Raw genomic sequence first — 23,556 nt, forward strand, 5'->3', positions numbered from 1 at the left:
CGGGATCTCGCTCGGCGCGGTCGTGGGCAACTCGATCTGCCTCTGGGTGGCCGTGGCCTTCCGCACGGTGCTGTTGGGCGTGTCGGGCTGGGGTGTGGGTGGTCGGCGGGGCCGACCTCCCACTCCGTTTTCGTTGCCGGCCGCGGCCCGCGGCCGGACCCGCCCGAGCTCCGCGCCTATCGTTTGACGATCAGATCGAGGACGGCGGCGATGCGTTCCTTGACCGCCGCACGGTGGCGGAGCGCTTCCGGTGCCGACTCGGTGCCCGGCGCTCGCACGCCCCGGTCCGCGAGGACATAGAGCAGGCGCAGCGTGCGCAGGCAGTTGGTGAGGTGGGCGGGAACCGGGGTACTGAGGCGGTCGGCTCCGAAGCAGGCCCCGATCGGGTCCAGCCATGTGGTCGCGTCGCGCTCGCTCAGGTCGGGCCGGGTGAGAACACGGGCGACCGCCCTCGCCAGCCGGTCGTCCTCCAGCTGGTCGAGTACGTGGTCGGTGGGCGTCGTCAGCCGCGTGGCGGCGAGGTGCAGCATCCGCACCGGATCCACCTCGGGGTGGCGCCCGAACCGGTCCAGCAGGTCCGCGCCGTGCGCGACGGCATGAAGCCAGCCGAGCTTCTCGTCGTAGCCGCGCAGATCCGTCTCCGCCGGGTACCACCGCTCGAACGCGTCCACCCAGCCGACCCTGAAGTCCCCCTTCTCCACGAGCATGTCGAGCACGAGGGGGGCGAACGTGCGGGCCTGGATCTCCCGGTCCTGGAGGCGGGCGGCCATCTCGTCCCCCAGCGCCAGCCGCCGGGGGGCGTCGATCACCCCGCGGGCTATCCAGGTCGCGAGGACGGAGTAGGGCGCTCCGTCCCGGACCGCCGGATCGGGATCCCCCAGGGCGGCGGAGAGTTCTCGCACCAGTTCTTCCAGGGGGCGGTCGGCGGGTACGGCACAGTCGTCGGATTCGATCATGGTCCAGTCGGTCACGGCAGGCAGGATAGGCCGGCACTGCCGTACCGCGCCGTGAATTACGCGGGCCCCGGACCTCCGTACGGCGGGCGGACCCCCGCCCGGGTGGCACCGGGCTCCCGGATGGCTGGGGGTGGCTGGGAGGCTGCTGGGGGTTCGGCCAACGAATGACCGGGCGACGGCCAAGCCGAGGGCTCGGGCCGGGCGACCCGTGCCGGAATGCCCGGATTCGGCCGGTCAGCCTTCTCCCAGGCGGCGTCCAGGGTGCCGCAAGAGCGCGCCGCGAAGCTGTGCGGCATGAAGGTGCTCCCGCGACGGCGTGGTGCCGTCCTCGTCAATTCCGCGCTCGGCGTGGCCCTGCTGGGCGGCGCCGCCCTGGTGTACACCACCCTGGACAGCGGTACCGGCGTGGCGGCCGGCAAGGCCCAGGTCCGGACGGCGACCGTGGCCAAGGGCACGGTCCTGGCCACCGTGTCCGGAACCGGCACCCTGGCCTCGCCCACCGACGCGGCCCAGGACTTCACCACCGGCGGGCGGCTCACCGCCGTCAAGGTGGCGGTGGGGGACACCGTGACCAAGGGGCAGGTGCTCGCCACCGTCGACACCACGGCGGCCCAGCAGCAGGTGGACGCGGCACAGGCGGCGCTCACCACGGCCAACGCCAACCTCACCAAGGCGCAGGCCGGCGTCACCACCACGACCACCCAGCAGATCCCCGGCACCGCCAACTCGTCCGGCTCGGGCGGTTCCGGTGGCACCGGAGGATCCGGCGGCACGGGCGGCTCCGGCGGCGGTGGGGAACGCGGGGCGGGCGGGAGCAGTACGCCCGCCCCGCAGACCACCACGATCACCACCACCAAGGTCGACGACGCCGCCGTGGCCCAGGCCCAGCAGCAGGTCGCCACCGCGCAGACCAACCTCGCCAACGCCCAGGCGGCGCTGGCCGGGACGACGCTCACCGCCTCGGTGGACGGCACGGTCGCCTCCGTCTCCGGCAAGGTCGGCGACACCGTCGGCGGCGGTGCCCCGGGCGGCACCTCCGGCGGTACCGGCAGCGGCTCCACGACGGCGAAGTCCGGCAGCACAAGCACGGGTTCGGGCACCCCGAGCGGATTCATCGTGCTGACCAACCCGACCGGGATGCAGGTCACCGCCAACTTCTCCGAGCTGGACTCGCTCAAACTGAAGAAGGGCGAGGCGGCCACCGTCACCCTGAACGCGCAGTCCGACACCAAGCTCAACGCAACGGTGCTGTCGGTCAGTTCGCTGCCCAGCGGCAGTGGCGGCACCGGCGGTTCGACGGCCGTCCAGTACGCGGCGACGCTGCAGATCGGCGGGGACACCAGCAAGCTGCGCACCGGTCTCAGTGCGACCGTCTCGGTGATCACCGGTGAGGCGGACAGCGCGCTCTCGCTGCCGACCGCCGCGCTGGCCGGTACCGGCACCAGCCGGACGGCCACCGTCGTCCACCCGGACGGCTCCACCGAGCGGGTCAGTGTCGAGGTGGGCGTCGAGGGCGACACCACGGTGCAGGTGGTCTCCGGGCTCAAGGAGGGCGACAAGGTCGAACTCGCCTCCACCAGCGGGGGCAACGGCTTCCCGAACGGCTCCTTCCCGGGCCTGAACGGCGGCCAGGGCGGCCGCGGCGGGGCGGGCGGGACCGGCGGTGCGGCGGGCGTGGCCGGGGTCGGCGGCGCGGGCGGCAGTGGCGGCGGCGCGGGCCGGGGCGGTAGTCGCTGATGGAGTGTCAGGCATCCTCCGCGCCGCCCCCCGTGATCCAGATCCGCCGGGTCACCAAGGCGTACGGCCACGGCGACGCCACCGTGCACGCGCTGCGCGGCCCGGCCGACCCGGTCACCGGTGAACCGCTGGGCGTCAGCCTCTCCATCGACCAGGGCGACTTCGTCGCGGTGATGGGCAGTTCGGGCTCGGGCAAGTCCACCCTGATGAACATCCTCGGCTGCCTGGACGTCCCCACCGCCGGCCGCTATCTGCTGGACGGCATCGACGTCGGCCACCTGGACGAGGGGCAGCTCTCGCTGGTCCGCAACCGCAAGATCGGCTTCATCTTCCAGTCCTTCAACCTGGTGCCCCGCACCACCGCCCTCGCCCAGGTCGAACTGCCGCTCGCCTACGCGGGCGTACGGGCCGCGGAGCGTCGTCGCCGGGCGCTGGCCGCGCTCTCCCTGGTCGGCCTGGCCGAGCGGTCCGGCCACCGGCCCAACGAGCTCTCCGGCGGCCAGCAGCAGCGGGTCGCGGTGGCCCGCGCCCTGGTCACCGCGCCCGCGATGCTGCTCGCGGACGAGCCCACCGGCAACCTGGACAGCCGCTCCACCGAGGAGGTGCTGGGCATCATCGACGGCCTCAACGCCACCGGCCGTACGGTGGTGCTGATCACCCACGAGGACGAGGTCGCGCGCCACGCCAAGCGGGTGCTCCGGCTGGTGGACGGCGCGATCGTCAGCGACGTCCGGCAGGCCCCGGTGGCCGGGCCGCCGCCCGCGCTGCGCGGCGCCGCCGGCCGCCAGGGGGTGCTCGCGTGATCCTCTGGCAGATGATCCGCTTCGCGGTCGGCGGTCTGGCCGCCAACAAGGTGCGTTCCGCCCTGACCATGCTCGGCGTGCTGATCGGCGTCGCCTCGGTGATCCTGCTGCTCGCGGTCGGCAACGGGTCGTCGGTGGCGGTGAAGGAGTCGATCACCTCGCTCGGCACCAACTCCCTGACGGTCAGCTCCGGTTCGTCCTTCGGTGGCTCGCGCGGCGCGACCGCCGCGAAGAAGCTCACGGTCGCCGACGCCCAGGCGCTGGCGAGCGGCGCGGACGCCGCCGCGATCAAGTCCGTCGCGCCGGTGGTGACCACCAGCGGTACCGCGCTGTACGGGGACATCTCGTACAGCCCCGGCTCGATCGTCGGCACCTACCCCGCGTACTTCGAGACCGCCAACCAGAAGATCGGGCACGGCGACTACTTCTCGAACGACGACGTGCTCAACTCGCGCAAGGTCGCGGTGCTCGGCGCCACCACCGCCAAGCAGCTGTTCGACACCGCGGACCCGGTGGGCAGGCAGATCACCGTGGGCGGCACACCGCTCACCGTGGTCGGCGTGCTCCAGGCCAAGGGCGGCACCGGCTTCACCGACCCGGACGACGTGGTGATCGCGCCGCTGCCGACCGTGCAGAACGCGTTCACCGGCTTCGGCTCGGTCAACCAGATCCTGGTGCAGGCCACCTCGGCGGAGACCACCGCCGAGGCCCAGGCGGAGATCACCCGGGTGCTGCTCGGCACCCACGCGATCGCCGACCCCGCCAAGGCGGACTTCCGGATCAGCAACCAGGCCTCGCTGCTCACCGCCCGGGAGAGCACCACCAGGACCTTCACCGTGCTGCTCGGCGCGGTCGCGGCGATCTCGCTGCTGGTCGGCGGGATCGGCATCACCAACATCATGCTGGTCACCGTCACCGAGCGGACCAGGGAGATCGGCATCCGCAAGGCGCTCGGCGCTCCGCGCGGGGTGATCCTGGGGCAGTTCCTGACCGAGTCGACCCTGCTGTCGGTGCTCGGCGCGGGGCTCGGGGTGGCGGTCGGCATCGTGGGCTCGCGTTTCAGCATCGTCGGCATCAAGCCGGTGGTGATCCCCGAGTCGGTCCTCGGCGCCTTCGGCATCGCCGTCGCCATCGGGCTGTTCTTCGGCAGCTATCCCGCCAACCGGGCCGCCTCCCTGCGCCCCATCGACGCCCTCCGGCACGAGTAGGACGAGTAGGACGTGACACCCATGAGCAACGAGATCACCCCGGTCAATTCCGCTACCCCGGCCACCCCGGCCGAGCAGGTCGTCCTGCTCTCCACCCCGCCGGACGCCCGTGACATCACCGCCGAGCTGGCCGCGCCCCCGCGCCGCCGGCTGCCCTGGGTGACGCTGGCGCTGGCGGGCGGGGTGATCGCCACGGCCGCGTTCGCGGGCGGCGTCTGGTACCAGCAGAACCACGGTTCGTCCGGCGGGAAGACGGTCGCGGCGGGCGGGCAGCAGCCCCGGGCGGCGGCGTCCGGGGGCTACGGGCAGAACGGTTCGCGCCGCGGCGGCCAGAACGGCCAGGGCCAGGCCGGGCAGAACGGCCAGGGCCAGGGCGGTCAGGGCGGCGGTCAGGGCGGCTTCACCCGCGGCACGGTCAAGGCGGTGGACGGCTCCACCGTCTACCTCACCGACGCCAACGGCAACACCGTCAAGGTGACCACCGGCGACACCACCAAGGTGCAGCTCAACAAGGAGGGCAAGGTCGCCGACCTGCAGCCCGGCCAGAGCGTGACGGTGGTCGGCACCCCGGACGCCGACGGCGGCTACCACGCCACCCAGCTCGTCGAGGGCGCGGCCGGCGCCGGGGCGGGCGGCTTCGGTGGCTCCGGCGGCTTCGGCGGCTTCGGCGGCTTCGGCGGTGGCAACCGCACTGCTCCCTCCTCGCCCGCCACCAACGGGTAGGGAGGAGGGGTCCGAAGGCTGACCCCGCAGCCTGCGGACGTCCGCGCGGTCCGGTCGAAATTCCTCCGGCGACCGGACCGCGCCTTCGCACGTCAGGGCCCGTGCGCACACCATCCAGCCGCACCCGGCGGGCTTGGCGGCCCAAATCCGCCCGATAAGGTGTTAATCCAACATTCATCGATGGCGCATAGCCTCCCCGGGCTAGCCTCAAGCTGAACGCCATCGTCCGACCGGGAGGCGGAACCCCCGTGCAAGGCACTGTGTCCACACCAGGCAGCTCGGCGGTGGCCGGCGGCCCTGGCGAGGCGTTCCTCCTCGTCGTCGACGACGAACCCAACATCCGCGAGCTGCTCTCCGCCTCCCTGCGCTTCTCCGGCTTCCGGGTCGCCTCCGCCGCCAGCGGCACCGAGGCGCTCGCCCTGATCGCCGCCGAACGCCCCGACCTCGTCGTCCTCGACGTGATGCTCCCCGACCTCGACGGCTTCACGGTGGTCGAGCGGCTGCGCGAGCAGACCAGCCGGGGCCAGCTCGCCGGCCCCGGCCACGGCCACCCCGGCGACCACCTGCCGGTGCTCTTCCTCACCGCCAAGGACGGCGTCGGCGACAAGGTCCAGGGTCTCGCCGTCGGCGCGGACGACTACGTCACCAAGCCGTTCAGCCTGGAGGAGCTGATCGCCCGGATCCGGGCGATCCTGCGCCGGGCCGGCGGCCCCGCCGAGGACGGCCGGCTGATCGTCGCCGACCTCACCCTCGACCCGGTCGCCCACGAGGTCACCCGCGGCGGCTCCCCGGTCTCGCTCTCGCCGACCGAGTTCAAGCTGCTGCACTACCTGATGGCCAACGTCGGCCGGGTGGTCTCCAAGGCGCAGATCCTCGACCACGTCTGGGCCTACGACTTCGGCGGCGACCTCTCCATCGTCGAGTCGTACATCTCCTACCTGCGCCGCAAGCTCGACTCCGGCCCGGCGCACGGCCCCAAGCTGATCCACACCGTGCGCGGCATCGGCTACGCGCTGCGCCGGCCCCCGCAGAACTGACCGCCGCCCGTGCTCACCCGGCTCTCGCTGCGCGCCCGGCTGCTCGTGCTCGCGCTCGCCCTGGTCACCACCGGGCTCGCGGTCAGCGACACCGTCGTGCTCGGCACCGTCCGGGTGCAGCTGGTGGAACGGCTGGACGAGCAGTTGCAGCGCTTCGGTGAACCGCTCTCGCACCGCTCGCCCAGCCGGCTCACCTGGCCCGACGCCAAGCAGTCGGCGGTCGGCGGCAAGCGGACCACCCAGTACCTGGCCGCGCTGCCCAGCCAGTACCTCGTCCAGTACCTCTCGGTGGACGGCAAGGTGCAGCAGGTCGTCCGCCAGCCCGTCTCCGACACCGACCCGGCGCCGCAACTGGGAGGCCTCGACCCCGCCGACACCGACCCGGACTCCCCCTTCGACCTGCCCGACCAGCGCGGCCACCGCACCTGGCGGGCCGTGGTCCTGCCGCTCCAGCGCCAGCCGGCCCCCGCCAGTGTCTTCGCCGCACCCGCGCCCACCCCCGCGTATCTGATGGTCGCCGTGTCCCGGGAGGACATCGACGCCACCGTCGCCAAGCTGCGCACGTCCTTCCTGGCGATCGGCGGCGCGGTGCTGATGCTGATCGCCGGGCTCGGCTTCTTCGCCGTCCGGGCCGGGCTGCGGCCGCTGGAGCGGATCGAGGAGGGCGCCGAGCGGATCGCCTCCGGCGGGCTCTCGCACCGGATGCCGGAGCTCTCCCCGGGCACCGAGGTCGGCCGGCTCTCCATCGCGCTCAACGGCATGCTCACCCAGATCGAGGCCGCGTTCGCCGCCCGCGCCGAATCCGAGGCCCGGATGCGGCGGTTCGTCGCCGACGCCTCGCACGAACTGCGCACCCCGCTGGCCGGCATCCGCGGCTTCGCCGAGCTGTACCGGATGGGCGCGCTGCCGACCGAGGCCGACGTCAAGCGGACGATGAGCCGGATCGAGAACGAGGCCGTCCGGATGGGCACCCTGGTCGAGGACCTGCTGGTGCTCGCCAGGCTGGACGAGGAGCGCCCGCTCGACCTCGCCCCGATGGACCTGCGCACCCTCGCGGCGGACGCCCTGCACGATCTCACCGCCCTGGACCCGACCCGCCCGGTGGCGCTCACCGGCCTGGCCGGTGTCGGCGCGCCGGGCCCCGCGCCCGTCCTCGGCGACGAGGCCAGGCTCCGGCAGGTGGTCACCAACCTGGTCGGCAACGCCGTGAAGCACACCCCGCCCGGTACCCCGGTGCGGATCGGCGTGGGCACCGACGCGGGCCTCTGTCTGCTGGAGGTCGCCGACTCCGGCCCGGGCCTCACCGAGGAGCAGGCCGTCCGGGTCTTCCACCGCTTCTACCGGGTCGACGCCTCCCGCAGCCGCCAGGACGGCGGCGGCGCCGGCCTCGGCCTGGCCATCGCCACCGCGCTCACCCACGCCCACGGCGGCACCCTCACCCTGCACACCACCCCCGGTGCCGGCGCCACCTTCCGGGTGGAACTGCCGCACCAGCGGTGACCTTTCGCCGTCCACGGCCTGCCGTCTCGTCAATTCGGCGGCCCCGGACGGCCGATGAGGTCAGTGACCGGCGTCCGGGCCGTACTCCCGGGCCCGAAGACCGGCCTGGAAGCGGGAGGTGGCGCCGAGCGCCGTCATCAGCTCGGCCACCCGGCGGCGGTAGGTGCGCAGCGAGACGCCGAGCAGCCGGGCGCCGGTCTCGTCGGTGTGACCGGCGGCCAGGGTGCGCAGGATCTGCCGGGCCTGCCCGGTGAGGTGCGGCGGGCAGGCGCAGTCGGCGAGGTCGGTGGCGGTCTCCCAGCTGGCGCGGAACAGCGAGCGCACCCCGTCGACCACCTCCGGCGAGTGCACCACGGTGTACGCCCGCACGCCGCGCACCGGGGCGCCGGCCAGGATGGCGGTGCGCCGGTCGATGATGATCGCTTCGCGGGACAGCGGTCCGTCGCTGATCCGGACCTCGATGCCGGAGGCGGCGATCCGCCGCAGGCGCCGCAGCGACTCCGGGTCGGCCAGCGCGCGCCGGGTGTAGAGCTTGCGCATGGTGAGGCCGGGGACGACGTGCGGCCGCTTGCCCTCGGCGAAGGCGGCGTTGACCCCGGCCGACCACGTCACCAGGTCGGTGGCCGCGACCAGGAACTCCTCGCGCGAGTCGACGAAGAGGTGGCCGGCCCGCTGGACGAGTTCCCGCTCGCCGTGCAGGGTGATGATCCGGTCGGTGTTCATGGCAGCAACCTGCCAGATCGGACGGGGGAGTGGCGAGGGCGGCGGAGGGTGATGGGTATGACGACCACACCCCACGCCTCCGCCGCCGGCTCCCTTCGACTCGGCGGCGACCTGCCGGTGTCCCGGATGGGCTTCGGCGCGATGAAGCTCCCCGCCCGGGACTGGGACGGCCCGGCCTGCGACCCGGAGCAGAGCCGTGCCGTCCTGCGCCGCGCGGTCGAACTCGGCGTCGACCACATCGACACGGCCTGGTTCTACTTCCACCGGGACGTCTCGGCGAACGCCCTGATCCGCGCCGCCCTGCACCCGTACCGGGACGAGCTGGTGATCGCCACCAAGGTCGGCCCGGGCCGTGAGCCGGACGGCGGCTGGATGGACCCGGCCGGTCCGGCGGAGCTGCGCGCGGCCGTCCACCGCAATCTGCGCGAGCTCGGGGTGGACCGGCTCGACCTGGTCTATCTGCGCCGGATGCCCAGCCAGACCGCGTCGATCGCGGATCGCTTCGCCGTGCTGGCCGAGCTGCGCGAGGAGGGGCTGATCCGCCATCTCGGCCTCAGCAACGTCCGCGCGGACCACCTCGCCGAGGCGCTGGAGATCGCTCCGGTGGTGGCCGTGCAGAACCGTTTCAGCGTGCTGGAGCACAGCGCGGAGGACGCGGCCCTGCTGGCCGCCTGCGCGGAACGAGGCATCGCCTTCGTGCCCTTCTTCCCGCTCGGCGGCTCCGGGGTGCCCGCCGATCCGGGGCTCCGGCGGGTCGCCGAGCGCCACGGGGCCACGCCCGCCCAGGTCATGCTGGCCTGGCTGCTCGCCGTCTCCCCGGCGATCCTGGCCATCCCCGGCACCTCCTCGCCCGCCCACCTGGAGGAGAACGTCGCGGCGGCGTCGCTGCGGTTCGGGGCGGACGACCTGGCGGAGCTGGGGGCGCTCGCCCGGCGGTGACCCGGAACGGGTGTTCGTCTGCAAATACCTTTAATCCCATGGGAGTTTCCTGCCGGGACCGAAGGGAAGACCGCCCGCGACGAGGAAGATCCGCAGCACCCCGGGGGTACCGAGATGGCCAGGCCCGACGCGTCCTTCCGGCGCGACCTCAGCGAGTGGCGGATCATCCTCGTCGCGTGGCGGCTGCTGGTCCTGCAGGCGTCCCACCCCGTGGTCGGCGCCGGCATGGCCGAGCACTCCACCTACCGCGCCCACCCCTGGCGGCGGATCGAGCACACCATGGGCAGCGGCCAACGGCTCTTCTACGCCGACGCGGAGAGCCTGCGCCGCGAGATCGAGCGCCTCGACCGCGCCCACCGGCGGATCCGCGGTACCGCCCCGGACGGCCGCCGGTACGACGCCGAGGACCAGGACACCCGGGCCTGGGTGCTCCTCACCCTCTTCGAAGCCGTCGTCACCATGCGCGAGTTGAGCGGCGACCCGTACCCGGCGGGCGAACTCCAGCTGGCGTACGAGGAGTTCGGGGAGGTCGTCAAGGCCTTCGGCCTCCCGGCCGACGCGCTGCCGGCCACCGCCGCCGAACTGCCCGGCTACGTCGACCGGATGGTGCGCGAGCAACTGGAGTTCGGCGAGTCGGTGCGCTACCTGCTGTACGACATCCTGCGCGAGGCGCCCCGTCCGCGCCGGCTGCGGTTCCTCGGGGCGGCCGGCTGGAAGGTGCTGCGGGCGGTGGTGGCCGCGGTGCTCACCAGCCTGACCGTCGCCGACCTGCCGCCCGCCTACCGCGAGCGCTTCGGTCTGGTCCGCACCCGCCGCGCGGCCGCCCTCTCCTGGCTGCTGCACCGGGGCGGCCGTGCGCTGATGACCCGGCTGCCCGACCGCCGCCGGTACCGTACCCAGGGGCCGCGGATCCCCGCCCAGCGCGGTCGTCCGCCCCGGCGGGACGCCCGCCGGCCCCGGCTGGACCAGTTCTTCCGCGAAGTCCTCGACCAGACCGGCGACGGCTTCGTCACCGCCCGCGACCTCCAGGCCATGGCGCACAACGTCTGCTGGCAGCTGGAGCTCACCGAGGCGGCGGAGGCCGCGGTGTACGCCGCCTTCGACGCCTGGTGGGAGCAGCTCCGCGCGGCCATGGACGCCAACGGCGACGGCCGGGTCAGCAAGGACGAGTTCGTCGCCGCCACCCTCGCCGGCTGCGACCGCGATCCCGGCTACCTCGAAGGCGGGCTGCTCCCCGCGCTGCGCGCCGTCTTCACCGCCGCCGACACCGACGGCAGCGGCTACCTGGACGCCGACGAGTACCGTGCCGTGTTCGGCGGCCACCGCGTCCACCCGGCGGAACTCTCGCACGGATTCCGCCAGTTGGACGTTGACGGGGACGGCCGCATCACCGAGGAGGAGTTCCTCCGCGGCTTCACCGAGTTCTTCACCGCCCGCGCCGCCTCCACCCCCGGCAGTCAGCTCCTCGGCCGGGCCTGAGGCGTCTCCTGGTCCTGAGCCATCTCCTGGTCCTGAGGCGTCTCCCGGGCCCGCAGGGCGGCGACGGTGTCCGCGACCAGGGTGCGGGCCCCGGCGACGGTGGCGGTCAGCTCCTCGGGGCCGGCGCCCGGAGCCGCGAGCAGCTGGTGGGCACGGGGCCCGAAGCCGGGCGGGGCGCCGGGGAGGGCCGTGGCGACGGCCAGCGCGCCCTTCTCGTTCAGGCACCAGCGGCGGGCGTCGGCGTGCAGCGCCTGGACCAGGATGCCGACGGCCCGGGAGAGGCAGAGCGAGACGTACAGCGTGTCGGCCCGGGCGGCCCCCTTGGCGGCCGAGACGACCAGGAACTCCGCCTCCCAGACGGCCGCCGTCAGCGCCGCCCGCAGTGGCTCCGGGTACTCCGCCATGGTGGCCCTGGTTCTGGCCAACTCGCCGGTCGGATCGGCCAGTACCCGTCCGAGCGCCAGCTCGCCCGGGTAGCAGGGCGACCAGAAGCCGAGCGGGTGCCCCGCCTGTACGCCCACCTCGTAGCGGCCCTCGCGGCAGTCCGACCAGACCCGCTCGACCCGGTCCAGATCGCGCAGGATCCAGTCCACCGCCACGCCGTCCACCTCCAGCCAGGCGCCGCCGTTGACCCACGGCCCCCAGCCGCCCGGCCCGGCCACCTCGACGCCCGGGCCGGCCAGGGCCCGCAGAGCGCCGAGGTCGGGTTCGCCGCGGTAGTAGACGCCGAGGTCCCAGTCCGACTCCGGCCGGTGCTCCCCACGGGCCCGGCTGCCACCCAGCAGGACGCCGACCACACCCGGCACCACGGCCAGCCGCCCGGCCATCGACTCGATGATCGTCCGCATGGGGTGGAAGTCTGGCACGGACCGGAAACCGCTCGCCGGACGTACGGGTCAGGCCGTACCGTCGAAGGCTATGAAGGTGCTATCGGTCAATGTGGGCAGGCCCCGGCAGAACCCGTGGAAGAGCGGCGTCGGCGCGACGGGGATCGACAAACGGCCGGTGGACGGCCCGGTGGCCGTCTCCGCCCCCGGCCCGAAGGGCACCGGCCGGGTGGGTCTGGCCGGTGACCAGGTCTTCGACGTCAAACACCACGGCGGCGACGACCAGGCCGTCTACGCCTACGCCCGCGAGGATCTCGACGGCTGGGAGGCCGAGTTGGGCCGCCCGCTGGGCAACGGCGTCTTCGGCGAGAACCTCACCACCGCCGGTCTGGACGTCAACGGCGCCCTGATCGGTGAGCGCTGGCGGATCGGACCCGACGTCGTCCTGGAGGTGTCCTGCCCGCGGGTGCCGTGCGGCACCTTCCAGGGCTGGCTGGAGCGCGACGGCTGGATCAAGCGCTTCACCCGGGCCGCGGTGCCCGGCGCCTACCTCCGCGTGGTCACGCCCGGTGACCTCCACGGCGGCGACCGGGTGGAGATCGTCCACCGCCCCGCACACGGGGTGACGATCGCTCTCGCCTTCCGCGCCTTCACCCTCGAACCCGGCCTGCTGCCGGACCTGTTGACCGCCGAAGCACTTCCCGACGACCTCCGGGAGCTGGCCCGCCGGCGGATCGAGGCCTAGGATCGGAGGTACGGCATCGCGTGTCGGTCACCGGCTGGGTGAGGCATGGAGGTAGCCCGTGAGTGCCTTGATGGAGGCATTCCGCATGGCAGTTCAGTTGAATCACACCATCGTTCACGCCCGGGACAAGCGGGAGTCCGCCGAGTTCCTGGCGAAGATCCTCGGCCTTGAGGTCGGCGCCGAGTGGGGGCCGTTCATCCCGGTGGCCACCGAGAACGGCGTCACCCTCGACTTCGCGACCGTCCCGGCCGAGTCGATCGTCGCGCAGCACTACGCGTTCCTCATCTCGGACGAGGAGTTCGACGCCGCCTTCGCCCGGATCAAGGCGGACGGCCTCACCTACTACGCCGACCCGCACCTGAAGCAGCCCGGCGAGATCAACCACCACCACGGCGGCCGGGGCCTGTACTTCCTCGACCCGGTCGGCCACGGCATGGAGATCATCACCCGCCCGTACGGCAACTGATCCCTGCTACTCCCCGTTACGGCGAGGGGAGTTCCCACGGCGCGGGGCGAGCGTCGCGCGCTCGCCCGGCGTTGCGGGAAGGGTGATCAGAGGGTGTCGAACTCGCCGGTGCGGACGGCGGTGACGAAGGTCTGCCAGCCTGCCGGCGAGAAGTGCAGCCGGGGTCCGCCGGGGTCCTTGCTGTCCCGGACCCGGCCCGGGTGGGTGTCGTCCACCTCGATGCAGGCGCCGCCGTCGTTGTTGCTGTAGCTGCTCTTCCGCCACGTCTCCTGCTGGTGTCCTCGCACGGCCGTACTCCTTCGAGATGTGCCTGATCATTGCTTGGGGCAACAGGAACAGGACAGTGTCAGACAGCGCCGAACTCGCCGGCCTGCACGGCGGTGACGAACGACTGCCAGACACCGATCGGGAACACAAGAACGGGTCCCCCCAGGTCCTTTGAGTCACGGACGGGGACGACATCGGGGAGGTCGGGCGATACTTCCACACACGTCCCGCCGTTGTCGCTGTACGTGGACTTGAACCAGGAAACGTCGGACAGGTCTACGGGGATGGCGGCCTCAGCCATGGGTGGAGTTCCTCTCGTGCCTTGCGGATTGTTGCCAGTGATGCAGCCTGCGACAGCGCCTCAATGTCTCGGTAGTACGAGAGACGTAGCCTCGCTCAGGTGATTCGGGTTTTCAGAAGGCGCTGCCGCCCCGGTGCGAAGGGGCGGCAGCGCCGAAGGGCTGATCAGCTGGCGTCGAACTCGCCGGTGCGGACGGCGGTGACGAAGGCCTGCCAGCCCGTCGGCGAGAAGTGCAGCCGGGGTCCGTCGGGGTCCTTGCTGTCCCGGACTCGGCCCGGGTGGGTGTTGTCCACCTCGATGCAGGCGCCGCCGTCGTTGTTGCTGTAGCTACTCTTCCGCCACTTCTCCTGCTGGTGTGCTCGCACGGCCGTACTCCTTCGAGATGCGTCTGATCATGGCCCGGGAGTCCCGGGGTGACAGGGCCAGAGCCCTCAGCAGATCGTAGGACCTGCGGCGTTTGGCCACACCCTTGACGTCTTCGATGAGCTCGCCGTTTCGGGCGCCTTCTTCCCATGCCATCGACGGGCTGTCGGAGACTGTGTACAGGAAGAGAGAGCCACCCATCTCGGCGTGCTCCCCTGCGGTGAAGGGGAGCACCTGGATCGTGATGTGGGGGCGTCGATCGGCAGCGAGTGCGTCAAGCTGTCTGGCCATCACCACGTGTCCGCCGACAGGGCGATGGAGCGCGGACTCATCGATGATGAACCAGCAGTGGGGTGGTGTTTCCGAATCCAGGCGCTTCTGCCGGTCCAGCCGTGTCGTGAGCGACGTGTCCAGTTCTTGTGGAGTCATGTATGGATGCCCTACCTGGAGTGAGAGGCGGGCAAGTTCGGGCGTCTGGAGAAGTCCTGGGACGGTGGCGCAGGAGTACTCCTCGATGACAGAAGCTCTGGCTTCCAACTCGGACCATCGGCGGTACTTGCCCGGGAACTTTTCCTTCTTGGCGACTCGGTAGATCCGGCCGAAGATGCCGTCCGTTCCGAAGGCGGCATCAAGCTTGGCCGGAAGATCGGGCGGAGGCATCGATTCGGCGCGCTCGATGCGAGCCAGGTGCCCCTTGGAGATGTAACCGACTACCAAGGCCAGTTGGTCCAGAGACATGGATCCGGCGCGCTGGCGATGCGTACGCATCTCCCACCCGAAGAGGTCGCGGGCCGAACGCCCCGGATCCAGCTCGTTGGGCTTGAAGGCCATGGCGCCCCTCCGATGTGTCCATTCCCAGCGCGGCACAGAGCAACGCTGGTCAGCGTACCTGCGGTGAGCAACGATTGGGACACGGACAGTTAAGTTCGCTCCAAGTCTGTTTGTCTGATTGATGCTTGAGGAAGGGGTGGTTCGCCATGGAGGCCATCAGGTCGGTCGGCGAGCCGGAGAGAGCGGGAAGCGAAGTGCCACGGGTCCACGAAACCGAGGCCGCTCCGTCGATCGCCAAGCTCCACGGCTACGGCGTGCGTTGGGATCGTGAGGCCCGGCTCTACCGGGTGCGGAACGAGCTGACGGGGGAGTGGCTGCGTGGCTCCGACGGGGCGTTGTGCGGGCTCTCGTCCTTCAGCGTTGCCGAGAAGCCCTGGGGGGGGGTCGAGTCGCACCGGGTGGTGGCGTGATGGGGACCATGCTCAACCGGGCGACCGCCGAGTACCGGCGGGAGGCCGCCGTTGCCGTTGAGGACCTGGTCGCTGTCCTGGCACTCGGTGACGCCAAGCTGCCTTCTGTCGAGGTGGACTGGGACTACGGGCGGTTGACCGGGGCCTATCTGATCAACCTCGGGTCGGCCCGAACTGCCCAGATCGTCCGGATCACGGACCTGCTGCGAAAGGGCCTGCGGTATGAGCGGCAAGCCGTCGAAGGCTGAACTCCTCCGTCGGCCGAGGCGGGAAGGTGGCCACCTCGGTGCGCGATCCCCGGTTGTCGGCCAAGCCCCCGGTCTGCCGGCTCGGCTGCCTCGTGCTCCTGCGGAACCGGCGAGGCCACGTCCTGCTCATCGACCCGGACTTCATGGACGGCCTGATCCTCCCCGGCGGCAGTGCCCGCCCCGATGAGCCCCCGCACGAGGCCGCTGCCCGGCACCTCCGGGCGGAGACCGGCCTCCACCGCCGCGTCACCCATCTCGTCGCGGTGGACTTCACCCCCGCCGACCGCTACCTGGAACGTCTCAACCTGGTCTTCGACGGCGGCACCGTCGCGGACCGGGAAGCCACTCGCATCGCCGTGCCGCCCCGGAACCGGAGCGGTCTGCTGGGCGCCCGGTTCGTCGACCCGTGCGAGCTGCCCGGCGTGATGAGCCCCGCCCAGGCCGCCCGCGTGCAGGAGGCTCTCGCCACCGTCCCCTACCGCTTCCCGCTTCTCGTCCACGGTCAACGGGCTGCCTGAAGAGGGCGGACGTTACGCGCTGCGGTCGGTGACGAAGGAGCCCATCCCGGGCGTCGTCGTGATCAGGCCCTCTGTCCGCAGGGCGTCCGTCGCCTTGCGGACAGTCTTCCGGTTCACGCCCAGCTCGCTCTCCAGTTGCACTTCGGAGATCAGGTGGCGCGGCGGGTACTCGCCGCTCGCGATGCGCGCTCGCAGGAGCTCCGCGATCTGCTGCCACTTCGGCTGGGTGGGGTCGAACTCGATCACGGCATGACCGTACACAGGGGATGCCTTCCCCTCATAGGCCCGGGCATCCGGGTATAGGTATGGACAGGCGGGGATAGGGTTAGGTACCGTCGAAGACGTAAGTGGCCTCGGATCGCGGGAACGGTCCGAGGCCGATGCCACCAGCTGCAACGGAGCTGACGACATGCGCGAGCTTATCGCGACCCTCTTCGAACCCCTCCGGGCGTTCCTCGCCCCCGGCACCGGCCGACGGGCGAAGCCCTCGGCCCTCCGCTCGGCCTGTGCCTTCCTCGCCCCGAAGCCCCGGCGCGGGCCCGAGGTCGCGAGCTTCATCTGCACCGACCTCGACACCTGGCTCGCCGAGGTGGCCCGCCAACGCAGGCGCCGGGCCGAGGCGTTCGCCGCCGCGCTCGACCTGCCCGACCCCTCCCACTGGCTCGACAGCCTCACCGTCGGGGCGGTGGCCCGGTGACGGACAGCACGCCGGACGAGACCCCCGAAGAGTTCTGCTCGCACTGCCACCGGCGCCGCCCCGGCGTCACCGTCGTCGGCCACATCGAGGCCGTCAGCGGCCCCGGCTGGCTCGTCCTCGCCTGCCCCGACTGCACCCCCGCCGTACGGAAGGAGCTCGGCTACGCCACGTAGCCCGAGCCCGGCGGGCCCTCGCAGCAGCGAGGGACCGCCGAACAGCGTGGGGGTACCTTTCCGGGCGGCCGGCGGCGCGGCTACCTGACGCAGAACTCGTTGCCGGCCGGATCCTGCCGATCGGCCCGCGCCCGGCCCCGTCTGTCAAGCGACGGATCGGCCAAGATTGCCGCGGTGCGCGCCCGGCCCGCTTGTTGTGGCGGCGCCGGGCGGGTCCGCAGACTGTGCGCACAACATCGCTGGTCAACCCCCACCCCGCCTGCGGGCCGCTCGTAAGCATCGTGGATACTTCCCTTGTGAACGTGTTCACGTTCACAAGCGGACAAGCTTGCGCGGTTGGGCAGCGGTCTACAGCTATAGATGAAGTTTGTCCTGAATGTGCCCTATGACAGGGTCAGTTGGAGAGAGGGCGACGTGGAACTGGCAATCGCTCACGAGACCATCGCGCGATGGCAATTCGGCATCACCACCGTCTACCACTTCCTCTTCGTCCCGCTCACCATCAGCCTGGCCGCCATCGTGGCCGGGCTGGAGACCGCCTGGGTGCGGACGAACAAGGAGAAGTACTTCCACGCCACCAAGTTCTGGGGGAAGCTTTTCCTGATCAACATCGCGATGGGCGTGGTCACCGGCATCGTCCAGGAGTTCCAGTTCGGCATGAACTGGTCGGACTACTCCCGGTTCGTGGGTGATGTCTTCGGTGCCCCGCTCGCGATGGAGGCGCTGATCGCCTTCTTCTTCGAGTCCACCTTCATCGGGCTCTGGATCTTCGGCTGGGACAAGCTGCCGAAGAAGCTGCACTGCGCCTGCATGTGGATGGTCGCACTCGGCACCGTGCTCTCGGCCTACTTCATCCTGGCCGCCAACTCGTGGATGCAGCACCCGGTCGGCTACTCGATCGACCCGGTGACCGGCAAGGCGCAGCTCACCGACATAGCGCGGGTGCTGTTCCAGGACACCACCGTCACCGTCGTGCTGCACACCCTGACCGCGGCCTTCCTCACCGGCGCGGCCTTCATGGTCGGCATCGCCTCCTTCCACCTCTGGAAGGCCAAGCGCAAGCCGGAGACGGCCGACCCCAAGAAGACCGCCGTGATGCGGACCTCGCTGCGGCTCGGCCTGGTCCTCGCGGTGATCTTCGGTCTGGGCACCGCGCTCAGCGGCGACTCGCTGGCCAAGGTCATGTTCCGCCAGCAGCCGATGAAGATGGCCGCCGCCGAGGCCCTCTGGGACACCCAGGCGCCCGCGCCGTTCTCGGTCTTCGCGGTCGGTGACGTCAGCAAGGGCCACAACTCGGTCGAGCTGGAGATCCCGGGGATACTCTCCTTCCTCGCCAACAGCGACTTCAGCTCCTCCGTCCCGGGCATCAACGACACCGCCCAGGCCGAGGCCGCCAAGTACGGCGGTGACCCGAAGGACTACATCCCGAGCATCTTCGTGACGTACTGGGGCTTCCGCCTCATGATCGGCTTCGGGATGACCTCCTTCATGGCCGGCCTGATCGGACTCTGGACCACCCGGAAGAAGCGGTTCCTGGCACCGGAGTTCCGCACCGGCGAGACCGAGGTGCCCCGGCTGATGCTCACCCCGAAGCGCGAGCTCGGGCCGTTCCTCACCAAGTGGAGCTGGCGGATCGGCATCCTCACCATGGGGTTCCCGCTGATCGCCAACAGCTTCGGCTGGATCTTCACCGAGATGGGCCGCCAGCCCTGGGCCGTCTTCGGGCTGATGACCACCGCGAGCGCCGTCTCGCCGAACGTCGGCATCGGCACCCAGATCGGCGCCCTGACCACCTTCACCCTGCTGTACGCGATCCTCGCCGTCGTCGAGGTGCGGCTGCTGGTCAAGTACGCCAAGGCCGGCCCGGTCACCGCCGAGGAGCCGCCCGCCAAGGACCCGACGCTGCGCGGCCCGTCCTCCGAGGACGACGCCGACAAGCCGCTCGCCTTCGCCTACTGAGGATCCGAAATGCAACTCCACGACGTCTGGTTCATCCTCATCGCCGTCCTGTGGATCGGCTACTTCTTCCTTGAGGGCTTCGACTTCGGCATCGGCATCCTGACCAAGCCGCTGGCCCGCGGCCGTGCCGAGCGGCGGGTACTGATCAACACCATCGGCCCGGTCTGGGACGGCAACGAGGTCTGGCTGCTGACCGCCGGCGGGGCCACCTTCGCGGCCTTCCCCGACTGGTACGCGACGCTGTTCAGCGGCTTCTACATCCCGCTGCTGATCATCCTGGTCTGCCTGATCGTCCGCGGCGTCGCCTTCGAGTACCGGGCCAAGCGCCCGGAGGAGCGCTGGCAGCGGAACTGGGAGGAGGCCATCTTCTGGACCTCGCTGATCCCGGCCTTCCTCTGGGGCGTGGCCTTCGCCAACATCGTCCGCGGCGTCGACATCGACCAGCAGAAGAACTACGTTGGCGGCTTCTGGGACCTGCTCAACCCGTACGCCATCCTGGGGGGCCTGGTGACGCTGTCGCTGTTCACGTTCCACGGCGCGGTGTTCGCCGCGCTCAAGACGGTCGGCGACATCCGGGAGCGGGCGCGGGTCATGGCGCTGCGGGCCGGCCTGGTGACGGCCGTGCTGGCGCTGGCCTTCCTGGTCTGGACCCAGGCCGACAGCGGCAACGGCTGGAGCCTCGTGGCCATGGTGATCGCCGTACTGGCCCTGGTGGCGGCCCTGGTGGCCAACCAACTGGGCCGCGAGGGCTGGGCGTTCATCGCCTCCGGGGCGACCGTGGTGGCCGCCGTCGCGATGCTCTTCCTGGCGCTCTTCCCGGACGTGATGCCGTCCACCCTCAACACCGAATGGAGCCTGACCGTCTCCAACGCCTCGTCCTCGCCGTACACGCTGAAGCTGATGACCATCGTCGCCGCGGTCTTCACCCCGCTCGTGCTGCTCTACCAGGGCTGGACGTACTGGGTGTTCCGCAAGCGGATCGGCGTCCAGCACATCCCCGGGCACGACCCGGCCGCCGCGCTCGACAAGGCCTGACCCCGTGAAGCCGGTCGACCCCCGACTCCTCGGGTACGCCCGCACCACCCGTGCCTTCCTCGCCGGATCGGTGGTCCTCGGCGGGGCGGGCGCGGCCCTGGTGGTCGCCCAGGCGAGCCTGATCGCCGAGATCGTCGTCCGGGCGTTCCAGCAGGGCGCGGCCCTCGGCGAGCTGACCACGCCGCTGGTCCTGCTCGCGCTGACCGCGCTCGGGCGCGGGCTGGTCGGCTGGCTCACCGAACTCACCGCGCACCGGTCCGTCGCCCGGGTGAAGTCCACCCTGCGCCGCCGGCTGCTCGACCACGCCACCGCGCTCGGCCCGGCCTACCTGGCGGGCCGGCGCACCGGCGAACTCACCACCCTCGCCACCCGCGGCATCGACGCGCTCGACGACTACTTCGCCCGCTACCTCCCGCAGCTGGCGCTCTCCGTCGTGGTGCCGGTGATCGTGCTGCTGCGGATCGTCGGCGCCGACTTCGCCTCCGCCGCGATCATCGCCGGGACGCTGCCGCTGATCCCGCTGTTCATGGTGCTGATCGGGATGGCCACCCAGTCCCGGATGGACCGGCAGTGGGACACCCTCTCCCGGCTCTCGCACCACTTCCTCGACGTGGTCGCCGGGCTGCCCACCCTCAAGGTGTTCAACCGGGCCCGGGCCCAGGCCGCCACCATCGCCCGGATCACCGCCGACTACCGCCGGGCCACCCTGCGGACCCTGCGGATCGCCTTCATCTCCTCGTTCGCGCTGGAACTGCTCTCCACGCTGTCCGTCGCGCTGGTCGCGGTCTCCATCGGCTTCCGGCTGGTGGACGGCACGCTGGACCTGGAGACCGGGCTGCTGGTCCTGATCCTCGCGCCCGAGGTGTACTTCCCGATCCGCCAGGTCGGCGCGCTCTACCACTCCAGCGTGGAGGGGCTGACGGCGGCGGACGAGATCTTCCAGGTGCTGGAGACCCCGCTGCCGGCGGCGGGCACGGTGGCGGCACCCGCCCTCGCCGGTGCCGTCGTCACGGCCGAAGACCTCACCGTCACCTTCCCCGGCCGTACCGGGCCCGCCCTCGACGACGCCTCGCTGACCCTCCGCCCGGGCGGCACGGTCGCGCTCACCGGCCCGAGCGGGGCCGGCAAGAGCACCCTGCTCGCCGTCCTGCTCGGCCTCACCACGCCGGACACCGGCACCGTCCGGATCACCGCCGCCGACGGGCGGACGTACGACCTGGCCGAGCTGGCGCCGGAGAGCTGGCGCCGGCAGATCGCCTGGGTGCCGCAGCACCCGCACCTGTTCGCCGGCACCATCACCGACAACCTGCGGCTGTACCGGCCGGACGCGGACGAACCGGAACTGCGGGCCGCGCTGCGCGCCGCGCACGCGCTGGACTTCGTGGACCGGCTGCCGCAGGGGCTCGCCACCGTGCTGGGCGAGGACGGCGCCGGGCTCTCGGCCGGCCAGCGGCAGCGGCTGGCGCTCGCCCGGGTGCTGCTCGCCGACGACCGGCCGCTGGTGCTGCTCGACGAGCCGACCGCCAACCTGGACGGCGAGTCGGAGGCGGCCGTCGTGGCCGCCGTCCGGGCACTGGCCGAGGACCCGGCGCGGACCGTGCTGCTGGTCGCCCACCGCCCGGCCCTGCTGGCGGTGGCGGACGAGCGGGTACGGCTGGCCGGGCCCGCCCCGGTGGCCGCCGCGGCCGCCCGCCCGCCCCGGCTCACGCACGACGGCCGGCCGGTGCCCGCCACCGACCCGGGCGAGGACGACCCCGCCGCCGAGGCCACCACGCCGCGGCTCGCGCTCTCCGTCCTGCTCGGCTCGCTCGCCCTCGGCTGCGCGGTCGCCCTGATGGCCACCTCCGGGTACCTCATCTCCCGCGCCTCCGAGATGCCGCCCGTCCTCTACCTGATGATGGCCGTCACCTCGGTCCGGGCCTTCGGCATCGGGCGGAGCGTCTTCCGCTACGCCGAGCGGCTGGTCTCGCACGACGCCGTCCTGCGGACCCTCGGCACGCTGCGGGCGGCCGTCCACCGGCGGCTCACCGTGCTCGCCCCGGCCGGGCTGCCCGCGTTCCGCCGGGGGGACCTGCTGTCGCGGCTGGTCGCGGACGTCGACGCGGTCCAGGACCACTACCTGCGCTGGCGGCTGCCGGCGGCGGTGGCGGCCGTGGTCTCGCTGGCCTCCGCCGTCGCGCTCGGGCTGTTCCTGCCCGCCGCCGGCGTCGTGCTCGGGCTGGGGCTGCTGCTGGCCGGGGCCGTGGTGCCCGCGCTGGCCGCCCGCTGGTCGGCCGGCACCGAGCGGCGGCAGGCGCCGGCCCGGGGGCGGCTGGCCACCGCCGTGGTGGACACCTTCACCGGCACCGCCGAGCTGACCGTCGCCGGGGCGCTCCCCGGCCGGCTGGCCGCCGTCCGCTCCGCCGACTCCGCGCTGACCGGGCTGGCCGCCCGGTCGGCCGCCACCACGGCGCTCGGCACCGGCCTGATCGCGCTGCTCACCGGGCTGACGGTGGCCGCAGCCGCGGCCGTCGGCGTCCAGGGCGTGCGGGCCGGCGCGCTGGCGCCGGTCTGCCTGGCGGTCGTCGTGCTCACCCCGCTGGCCGCCTTCGAGGCCGTCACCGGCATGCCGCTCGCCGTCCAGGCCCGCCAGCGCAGCCGGGCCGCCTCGGCGCGGCTGCGCGAGGTGCTGGACGCGCCGGCCGTGGTCGCCGAGCCCGCCGCCCCGGCGGCGCTGCCCGGGCAGCCGCTGCCGATCGCCGTCCGCGGGCTGACCGCCCGGCACCCCGGACAGGCCGAATCCGCGCTCACCGGGGTGGACCTCGATCTCGCCGCCGGGCGCCGGATCGCGGTCGTCGGCCCGTCCGGCTCCGGCAAGACCACGCTGGCCCAGGCGCTGCTGCGCTTCCTGGACCAGACGGCGGGCACGGTCACCCTCGCCGCCGGCCGTCCACCGGCCGTGGACAGCCGGGAGCTCGCCGGGGACGACGTCCGGCGGGTGATCGGGCTCTGCGCGCAGGACGCCCACGTCTTCGACAGCTCGCTGCGGGAGAACCTCCGGCTGGCCCGGCCGGCGGCCACCGAGGACGAGCTGTGCGCGGCGCTCGCCGCCGCCCGCCTGCTGGACTGGACCGACACCCTCCCGGCCGGCCTGGACACCATGGTCGGCGAGCACGGCGCCCGCCTCTCCGGCGGCCAGCGGCAGCGGCTCGCGCTCGCCCGCGCGCTGCTCGCCGACTTCCCCGTGCTGGTCCTCGACGAGCCCGCCGAGCACCTGGACCTGCCGACCGCCGACGCCCTCACCGCCGACCTGCTCGCCGCCACCGCGGGCCGCACCACCGTCCTGATCACCCACCGGCTGGCCGGCCTGGACGACACCACGGTCGACGAGGTCCTGGTGCTGGACGCCGGACGGGTCGCCGAACGCGGCACCTGGTCGGCCCTGGTGGCGGACCGGGGCGGCCGGCTGCGGGCGATGTGGGAACGGGAGCAGGAGGCGGACGGGCTGGTGGACGCGCCGGGGAGCGGGCCTGCCGCCCCCGACCGGGCCGGGGCGCCGGTCGGAAACTGATGCCGGGCGGCCGTGCCGTCCTTCGGCAGAAAACCGTACAAACTACGCTCGTCTTCATGGA

26 protein-coding genes are annotated in these 23,556 nt (G+C 72.3%); 18 read left to right on the forward strand and 8 right to left on the reverse strand.

The genetic code is table 11. The features are described 5' to 3' along the window. Positions 1 to 176 precede the first annotated feature (176 nt). Positions 177 to 971 carry a DUF2785 domain-containing protein gene (locus ACIP82_RS17675; RefSeq protein ID WP_400654165.1) on the reverse strand — a complete coding sequence of 265 codons (795 nt, stop codon included), beginning with the start codon at positions 969 to 971 and terminating at the stop codon, positions 177 to 179. A gap of 279 nt (positions 972 to 1,250) precedes the next feature. Here ACIP82_RS17675 and ACIP82_RS17680 point away from each other — a divergent pair, with 279 nt between their 5' ends. From ACIP82_RS17680 to ACIP82_RS17705, 6 genes are all read left to right on the forward strand, one after another. Further along, positions 1,251 to 2,693 carry an efflux RND transporter periplasmic adaptor subunit gene (locus ACIP82_RS17680; RefSeq protein WP_400654167.1) on the forward strand — a complete coding sequence of 481 codons (1,443 nt, stop codon included), beginning with the start codon at positions 1,251 to 1,253 and terminating at the stop codon, positions 2,691 to 2,693. After that, the gene (locus ACIP82_RS17685; protein WP_400654169.1) at positions 2,693 to 3,496 is read left to right on the forward strand and encodes an ABC transporter ATP-binding protein; all 804 of its coding nucleotides are present in this window, start codon (positions 2,693 to 2,695) and stop codon (positions 3,494 to 3,496) included. Before ACIP82_RS17680 ends, ACIP82_RS17685 begins: the two co-directional genes overlap by 1 nt. Then, complete coding sequence (locus ACIP82_RS17690; protein ID WP_363605177.1) at positions 3,493 to 4,704, forward strand: ABC transporter permease; 1,212 nt, start codon at positions 3,493 to 3,495, stop codon at positions 4,702 to 4,704. The genes ACIP82_RS17685 and ACIP82_RS17690 overlap by 4 nt, the downstream gene beginning before the upstream one ends. Positions 4,705 to 4,725: 21 nt before the next feature. Further along, positions 4,726 to 5,427: a hypothetical protein gene (locus ACIP82_RS17695; protein ID WP_400654172.1), complete on the forward strand. Its 702-nt coding sequence runs from the start codon at positions 4,726 to 4,728 to the stop codon at positions 5,425 to 5,427. Positions 5,428 to 5,687: 260 nt separating this feature from the next. After that, on the forward strand, positions 5,688 to 6,464 hold the full coding sequence (locus ACIP82_RS17700) for a response regulator transcription factor (protein ID WP_400654285.1): 777 nt from the start codon (positions 5,688 to 5,690) through the stop codon (positions 6,462 to 6,464). 9 nt (positions 6,465 to 6,473) lie between these two features. Next, positions 6,474 to 7,964: a HAMP domain-containing sensor histidine kinase gene (locus ACIP82_RS17705; RefSeq protein ID WP_363605179.1), complete on the forward strand. Its 1,491-nt coding sequence runs from the start codon at positions 6,474 to 6,476 to the stop codon at positions 7,962 to 7,964. Between the two features lie 60 nt (positions 7,965 to 8,024). On the opposite strand, the gene ACIP82_RS17710 is transcribed toward ACIP82_RS17705, so the two are convergent. After that, a complete protein-coding gene (locus tag ACIP82_RS17710; RefSeq protein WP_400654174.1) occupies positions 8,025 to 8,687 on the reverse strand; it encodes a DNA-binding response regulator in 663 nt (220 codons plus the stop codon). A gap of 57 nt (positions 8,688 to 8,744) precedes the next feature. Here ACIP82_RS17710 and ACIP82_RS17715 point away from each other — a divergent pair, with 57 nt between their 5' ends. Both ACIP82_RS17715 and ACIP82_RS17720 read left to right on the forward strand, forming a co-directional pair. Next, positions 8,745 to 9,626 (forward strand): oxidoreductase, encoded by an 882-nt coding sequence (locus ACIP82_RS17715; RefSeq protein WP_400654176.1) that lies wholly within the window; start codon positions 8,745 to 8,747, stop codon positions 9,624 to 9,626. Positions 9,627 to 9,740: 114 nt separating this feature from the next. Then, positions 9,741 to 11,105 (forward strand): oxygenase MpaB family protein, encoded by a 1,365-nt coding sequence (locus tag ACIP82_RS17720; protein ID WP_400654178.1) that lies wholly within the window; start codon positions 9,741 to 9,743, stop codon positions 11,103 to 11,105. On the opposite strand, the gene ACIP82_RS17725 is transcribed toward ACIP82_RS17720, so the two are convergent. Continuing rightward, on the reverse strand, positions 11,084 to 11,953 hold the full coding sequence (locus ACIP82_RS17725) for a nucleotidyltransferase domain-containing protein (protein WP_400654180.1): 870 nt from the start codon (positions 11,951 to 11,953) through the stop codon (positions 11,084 to 11,086). The two genes, ACIP82_RS17720 and ACIP82_RS17725, sit on opposite strands and share 22 nt — an antisense overlap. Before the next feature lie 70 nt (positions 11,954 to 12,023). On the opposite strand from ACIP82_RS17725, the gene ACIP82_RS17730 reads away from it, so the two are divergent. Continuing rightward, positions 12,024 to 12,677 (forward strand): MOSC domain-containing protein, encoded by a 654-nt coding sequence (locus ACIP82_RS17730; protein ID WP_363605187.1) that lies wholly within the window; start codon positions 12,024 to 12,026, stop codon positions 12,675 to 12,677. Between the two features lie 85 nt (positions 12,678 to 12,762). After that, a complete protein-coding gene (locus ACIP82_RS17735) occupies positions 12,763 to 13,143 on the forward strand; it encodes a VOC family protein (RefSeq protein ID WP_400654182.1) in 381 nt (126 codons plus the stop codon). An 86-nt stretch (positions 13,144 to 13,229) separates the two neighbouring features. Here the strand turns inward: ACIP82_RS17735 and ACIP82_RS17740 are convergent, their stop codons facing one another. The 4 genes from ACIP82_RS17740 to ACIP82_RS17755 form a co-directional block, all read right to left on the reverse strand. Then, a complete protein-coding gene (locus tag ACIP82_RS17740) occupies positions 13,230 to 13,430 on the reverse strand; it encodes a DUF397 domain-containing protein (RefSeq protein ID WP_400654184.1) in 201 nt (66 codons plus the stop codon). Positions 13,431 to 13,489: 59 nt separating this feature from the next. Further along, positions 13,490 to 13,711 (reverse strand): DUF397 domain-containing protein, encoded by a 222-nt coding sequence (locus tag ACIP82_RS17745; protein WP_400654186.1) that lies wholly within the window; start codon positions 13,709 to 13,711, stop codon positions 13,490 to 13,492. Positions 13,712 to 13,875: 164 nt separating this feature from the next. Further along, positions 13,876 to 14,076: a DUF397 domain-containing protein gene (locus ACIP82_RS17750; protein ID WP_400654187.1), complete on the reverse strand. Its 201-nt coding sequence runs from the start codon at positions 14,074 to 14,076 to the stop codon at positions 13,876 to 13,878. Continuing rightward, positions 14,039 to 14,905, reverse strand: coding sequence for a helix-turn-helix domain-containing protein (locus ACIP82_RS17755; RefSeq protein WP_400654189.1), 867 nt, complete (start codon positions 14,903 to 14,905; stop codon positions 14,039 to 14,041). Before ACIP82_RS17755 ends, ACIP82_RS17750 begins: the two co-directional genes overlap by 38 nt. A 146-nt stretch (positions 14,906 to 15,051) precedes the next feature. Between ACIP82_RS17755 and ACIP82_RS17760 the strand changes: the two genes are divergently transcribed. The 3 genes from ACIP82_RS17760 to ACIP82_RS17770 are packed head-to-tail and all read left to right on the forward strand — an operon-like array spanning position 15,052 to position 16,081. Then, positions 15,052 to 15,315 (forward strand): hypothetical protein, encoded by a 264-nt coding sequence (locus ACIP82_RS17760; RefSeq protein WP_400654191.1) that lies wholly within the window; start codon positions 15,052 to 15,054, stop codon positions 15,313 to 15,315. Further along, positions 15,315 to 15,563 carry a hypothetical protein gene (locus ACIP82_RS17765; protein WP_363605201.1) on the forward strand — a complete coding sequence of 83 codons (249 nt, stop codon included), beginning with the start codon at positions 15,315 to 15,317 and terminating at the stop codon, positions 15,561 to 15,563. Before ACIP82_RS17760 ends, ACIP82_RS17765 begins: the two co-directional genes overlap by 1 nt. A 38-nt stretch (positions 15,564 to 15,601) precedes the next feature. Continuing rightward, complete coding sequence (locus ACIP82_RS17770; protein ID WP_400654193.1) at positions 15,602 to 16,081, forward strand: NUDIX domain-containing protein; 480 nt, start codon at positions 15,602 to 15,604, stop codon at positions 16,079 to 16,081. A 12-nt stretch (positions 16,082 to 16,093) separates the two neighbouring features. On the opposite strand, the gene ACIP82_RS17775 is transcribed toward ACIP82_RS17770, so the two are convergent. Next, positions 16,094 to 16,327 carry a GntR family transcriptional regulator gene (locus ACIP82_RS17775; RefSeq protein ID WP_363605205.1) on the reverse strand — a complete coding sequence of 78 codons (234 nt, stop codon included), beginning with the start codon at positions 16,325 to 16,327 and terminating at the stop codon, positions 16,094 to 16,096. 163 nt (positions 16,328 to 16,490) lie between these two features. On the opposite strand from ACIP82_RS17775, the gene ACIP82_RS17780 reads away from it, so the two are divergent. From ACIP82_RS17780 to cydD, 5 genes are all read left to right on the forward strand, one after another. Then, positions 16,491 to 16,778 carry a hypothetical protein gene (locus ACIP82_RS17780; protein ID WP_400654196.1) on the forward strand — a complete coding sequence of 96 codons (288 nt, stop codon included), beginning with the start codon at positions 16,491 to 16,493 and terminating at the stop codon, positions 16,776 to 16,778. Further along, a complete protein-coding gene (locus tag ACIP82_RS17785) occupies positions 16,775 to 16,951 on the forward strand; it encodes a hypothetical protein (RefSeq protein WP_363605209.1) in 177 nt (58 codons plus the stop codon). The genes ACIP82_RS17780 and ACIP82_RS17785 overlap by 4 nt, the downstream gene beginning before the upstream one ends. A 414-nt stretch (positions 16,952 to 17,365) precedes the next feature. Continuing rightward, positions 17,366 to 18,910 (forward strand): cytochrome ubiquinol oxidase subunit I, encoded by a 1,545-nt coding sequence (locus ACIP82_RS17790; RefSeq protein WP_363605212.1) that lies wholly within the window; start codon positions 17,366 to 17,368, stop codon positions 18,908 to 18,910. 9 nt (positions 18,911 to 18,919) lie between these two features. Then, positions 18,920 to 19,945 (forward strand): cytochrome d ubiquinol oxidase subunit II, encoded by a 1,026-nt coding sequence (gene cydB / locus ACIP82_RS17795; protein ID WP_363605214.1) that lies wholly within the window; start codon positions 18,920 to 18,922, stop codon positions 19,943 to 19,945. 4 nt (positions 19,946 to 19,949) lie between these two features. Next, entirely contained in the window at positions 19,950 to 23,495 is a 3,546-nt protein-coding gene (cydD, locus tag ACIP82_RS17800) for a thiol reductant ABC exporter subunit CydD (protein WP_400654199.1), read from the forward strand. Positions 23,496 to 23,556 lie beyond the last annotated feature (61 nt).

Origin of the sequence: Kitasatospora sp. NPDC088548, from assembly GCF_044753005.1 — a bacterium.
Taxonomy (GTDB): Bacteria; Actinomycetota; Actinomycetes; order Streptomycetales; family Streptomycetaceae; genus Kitasatospora.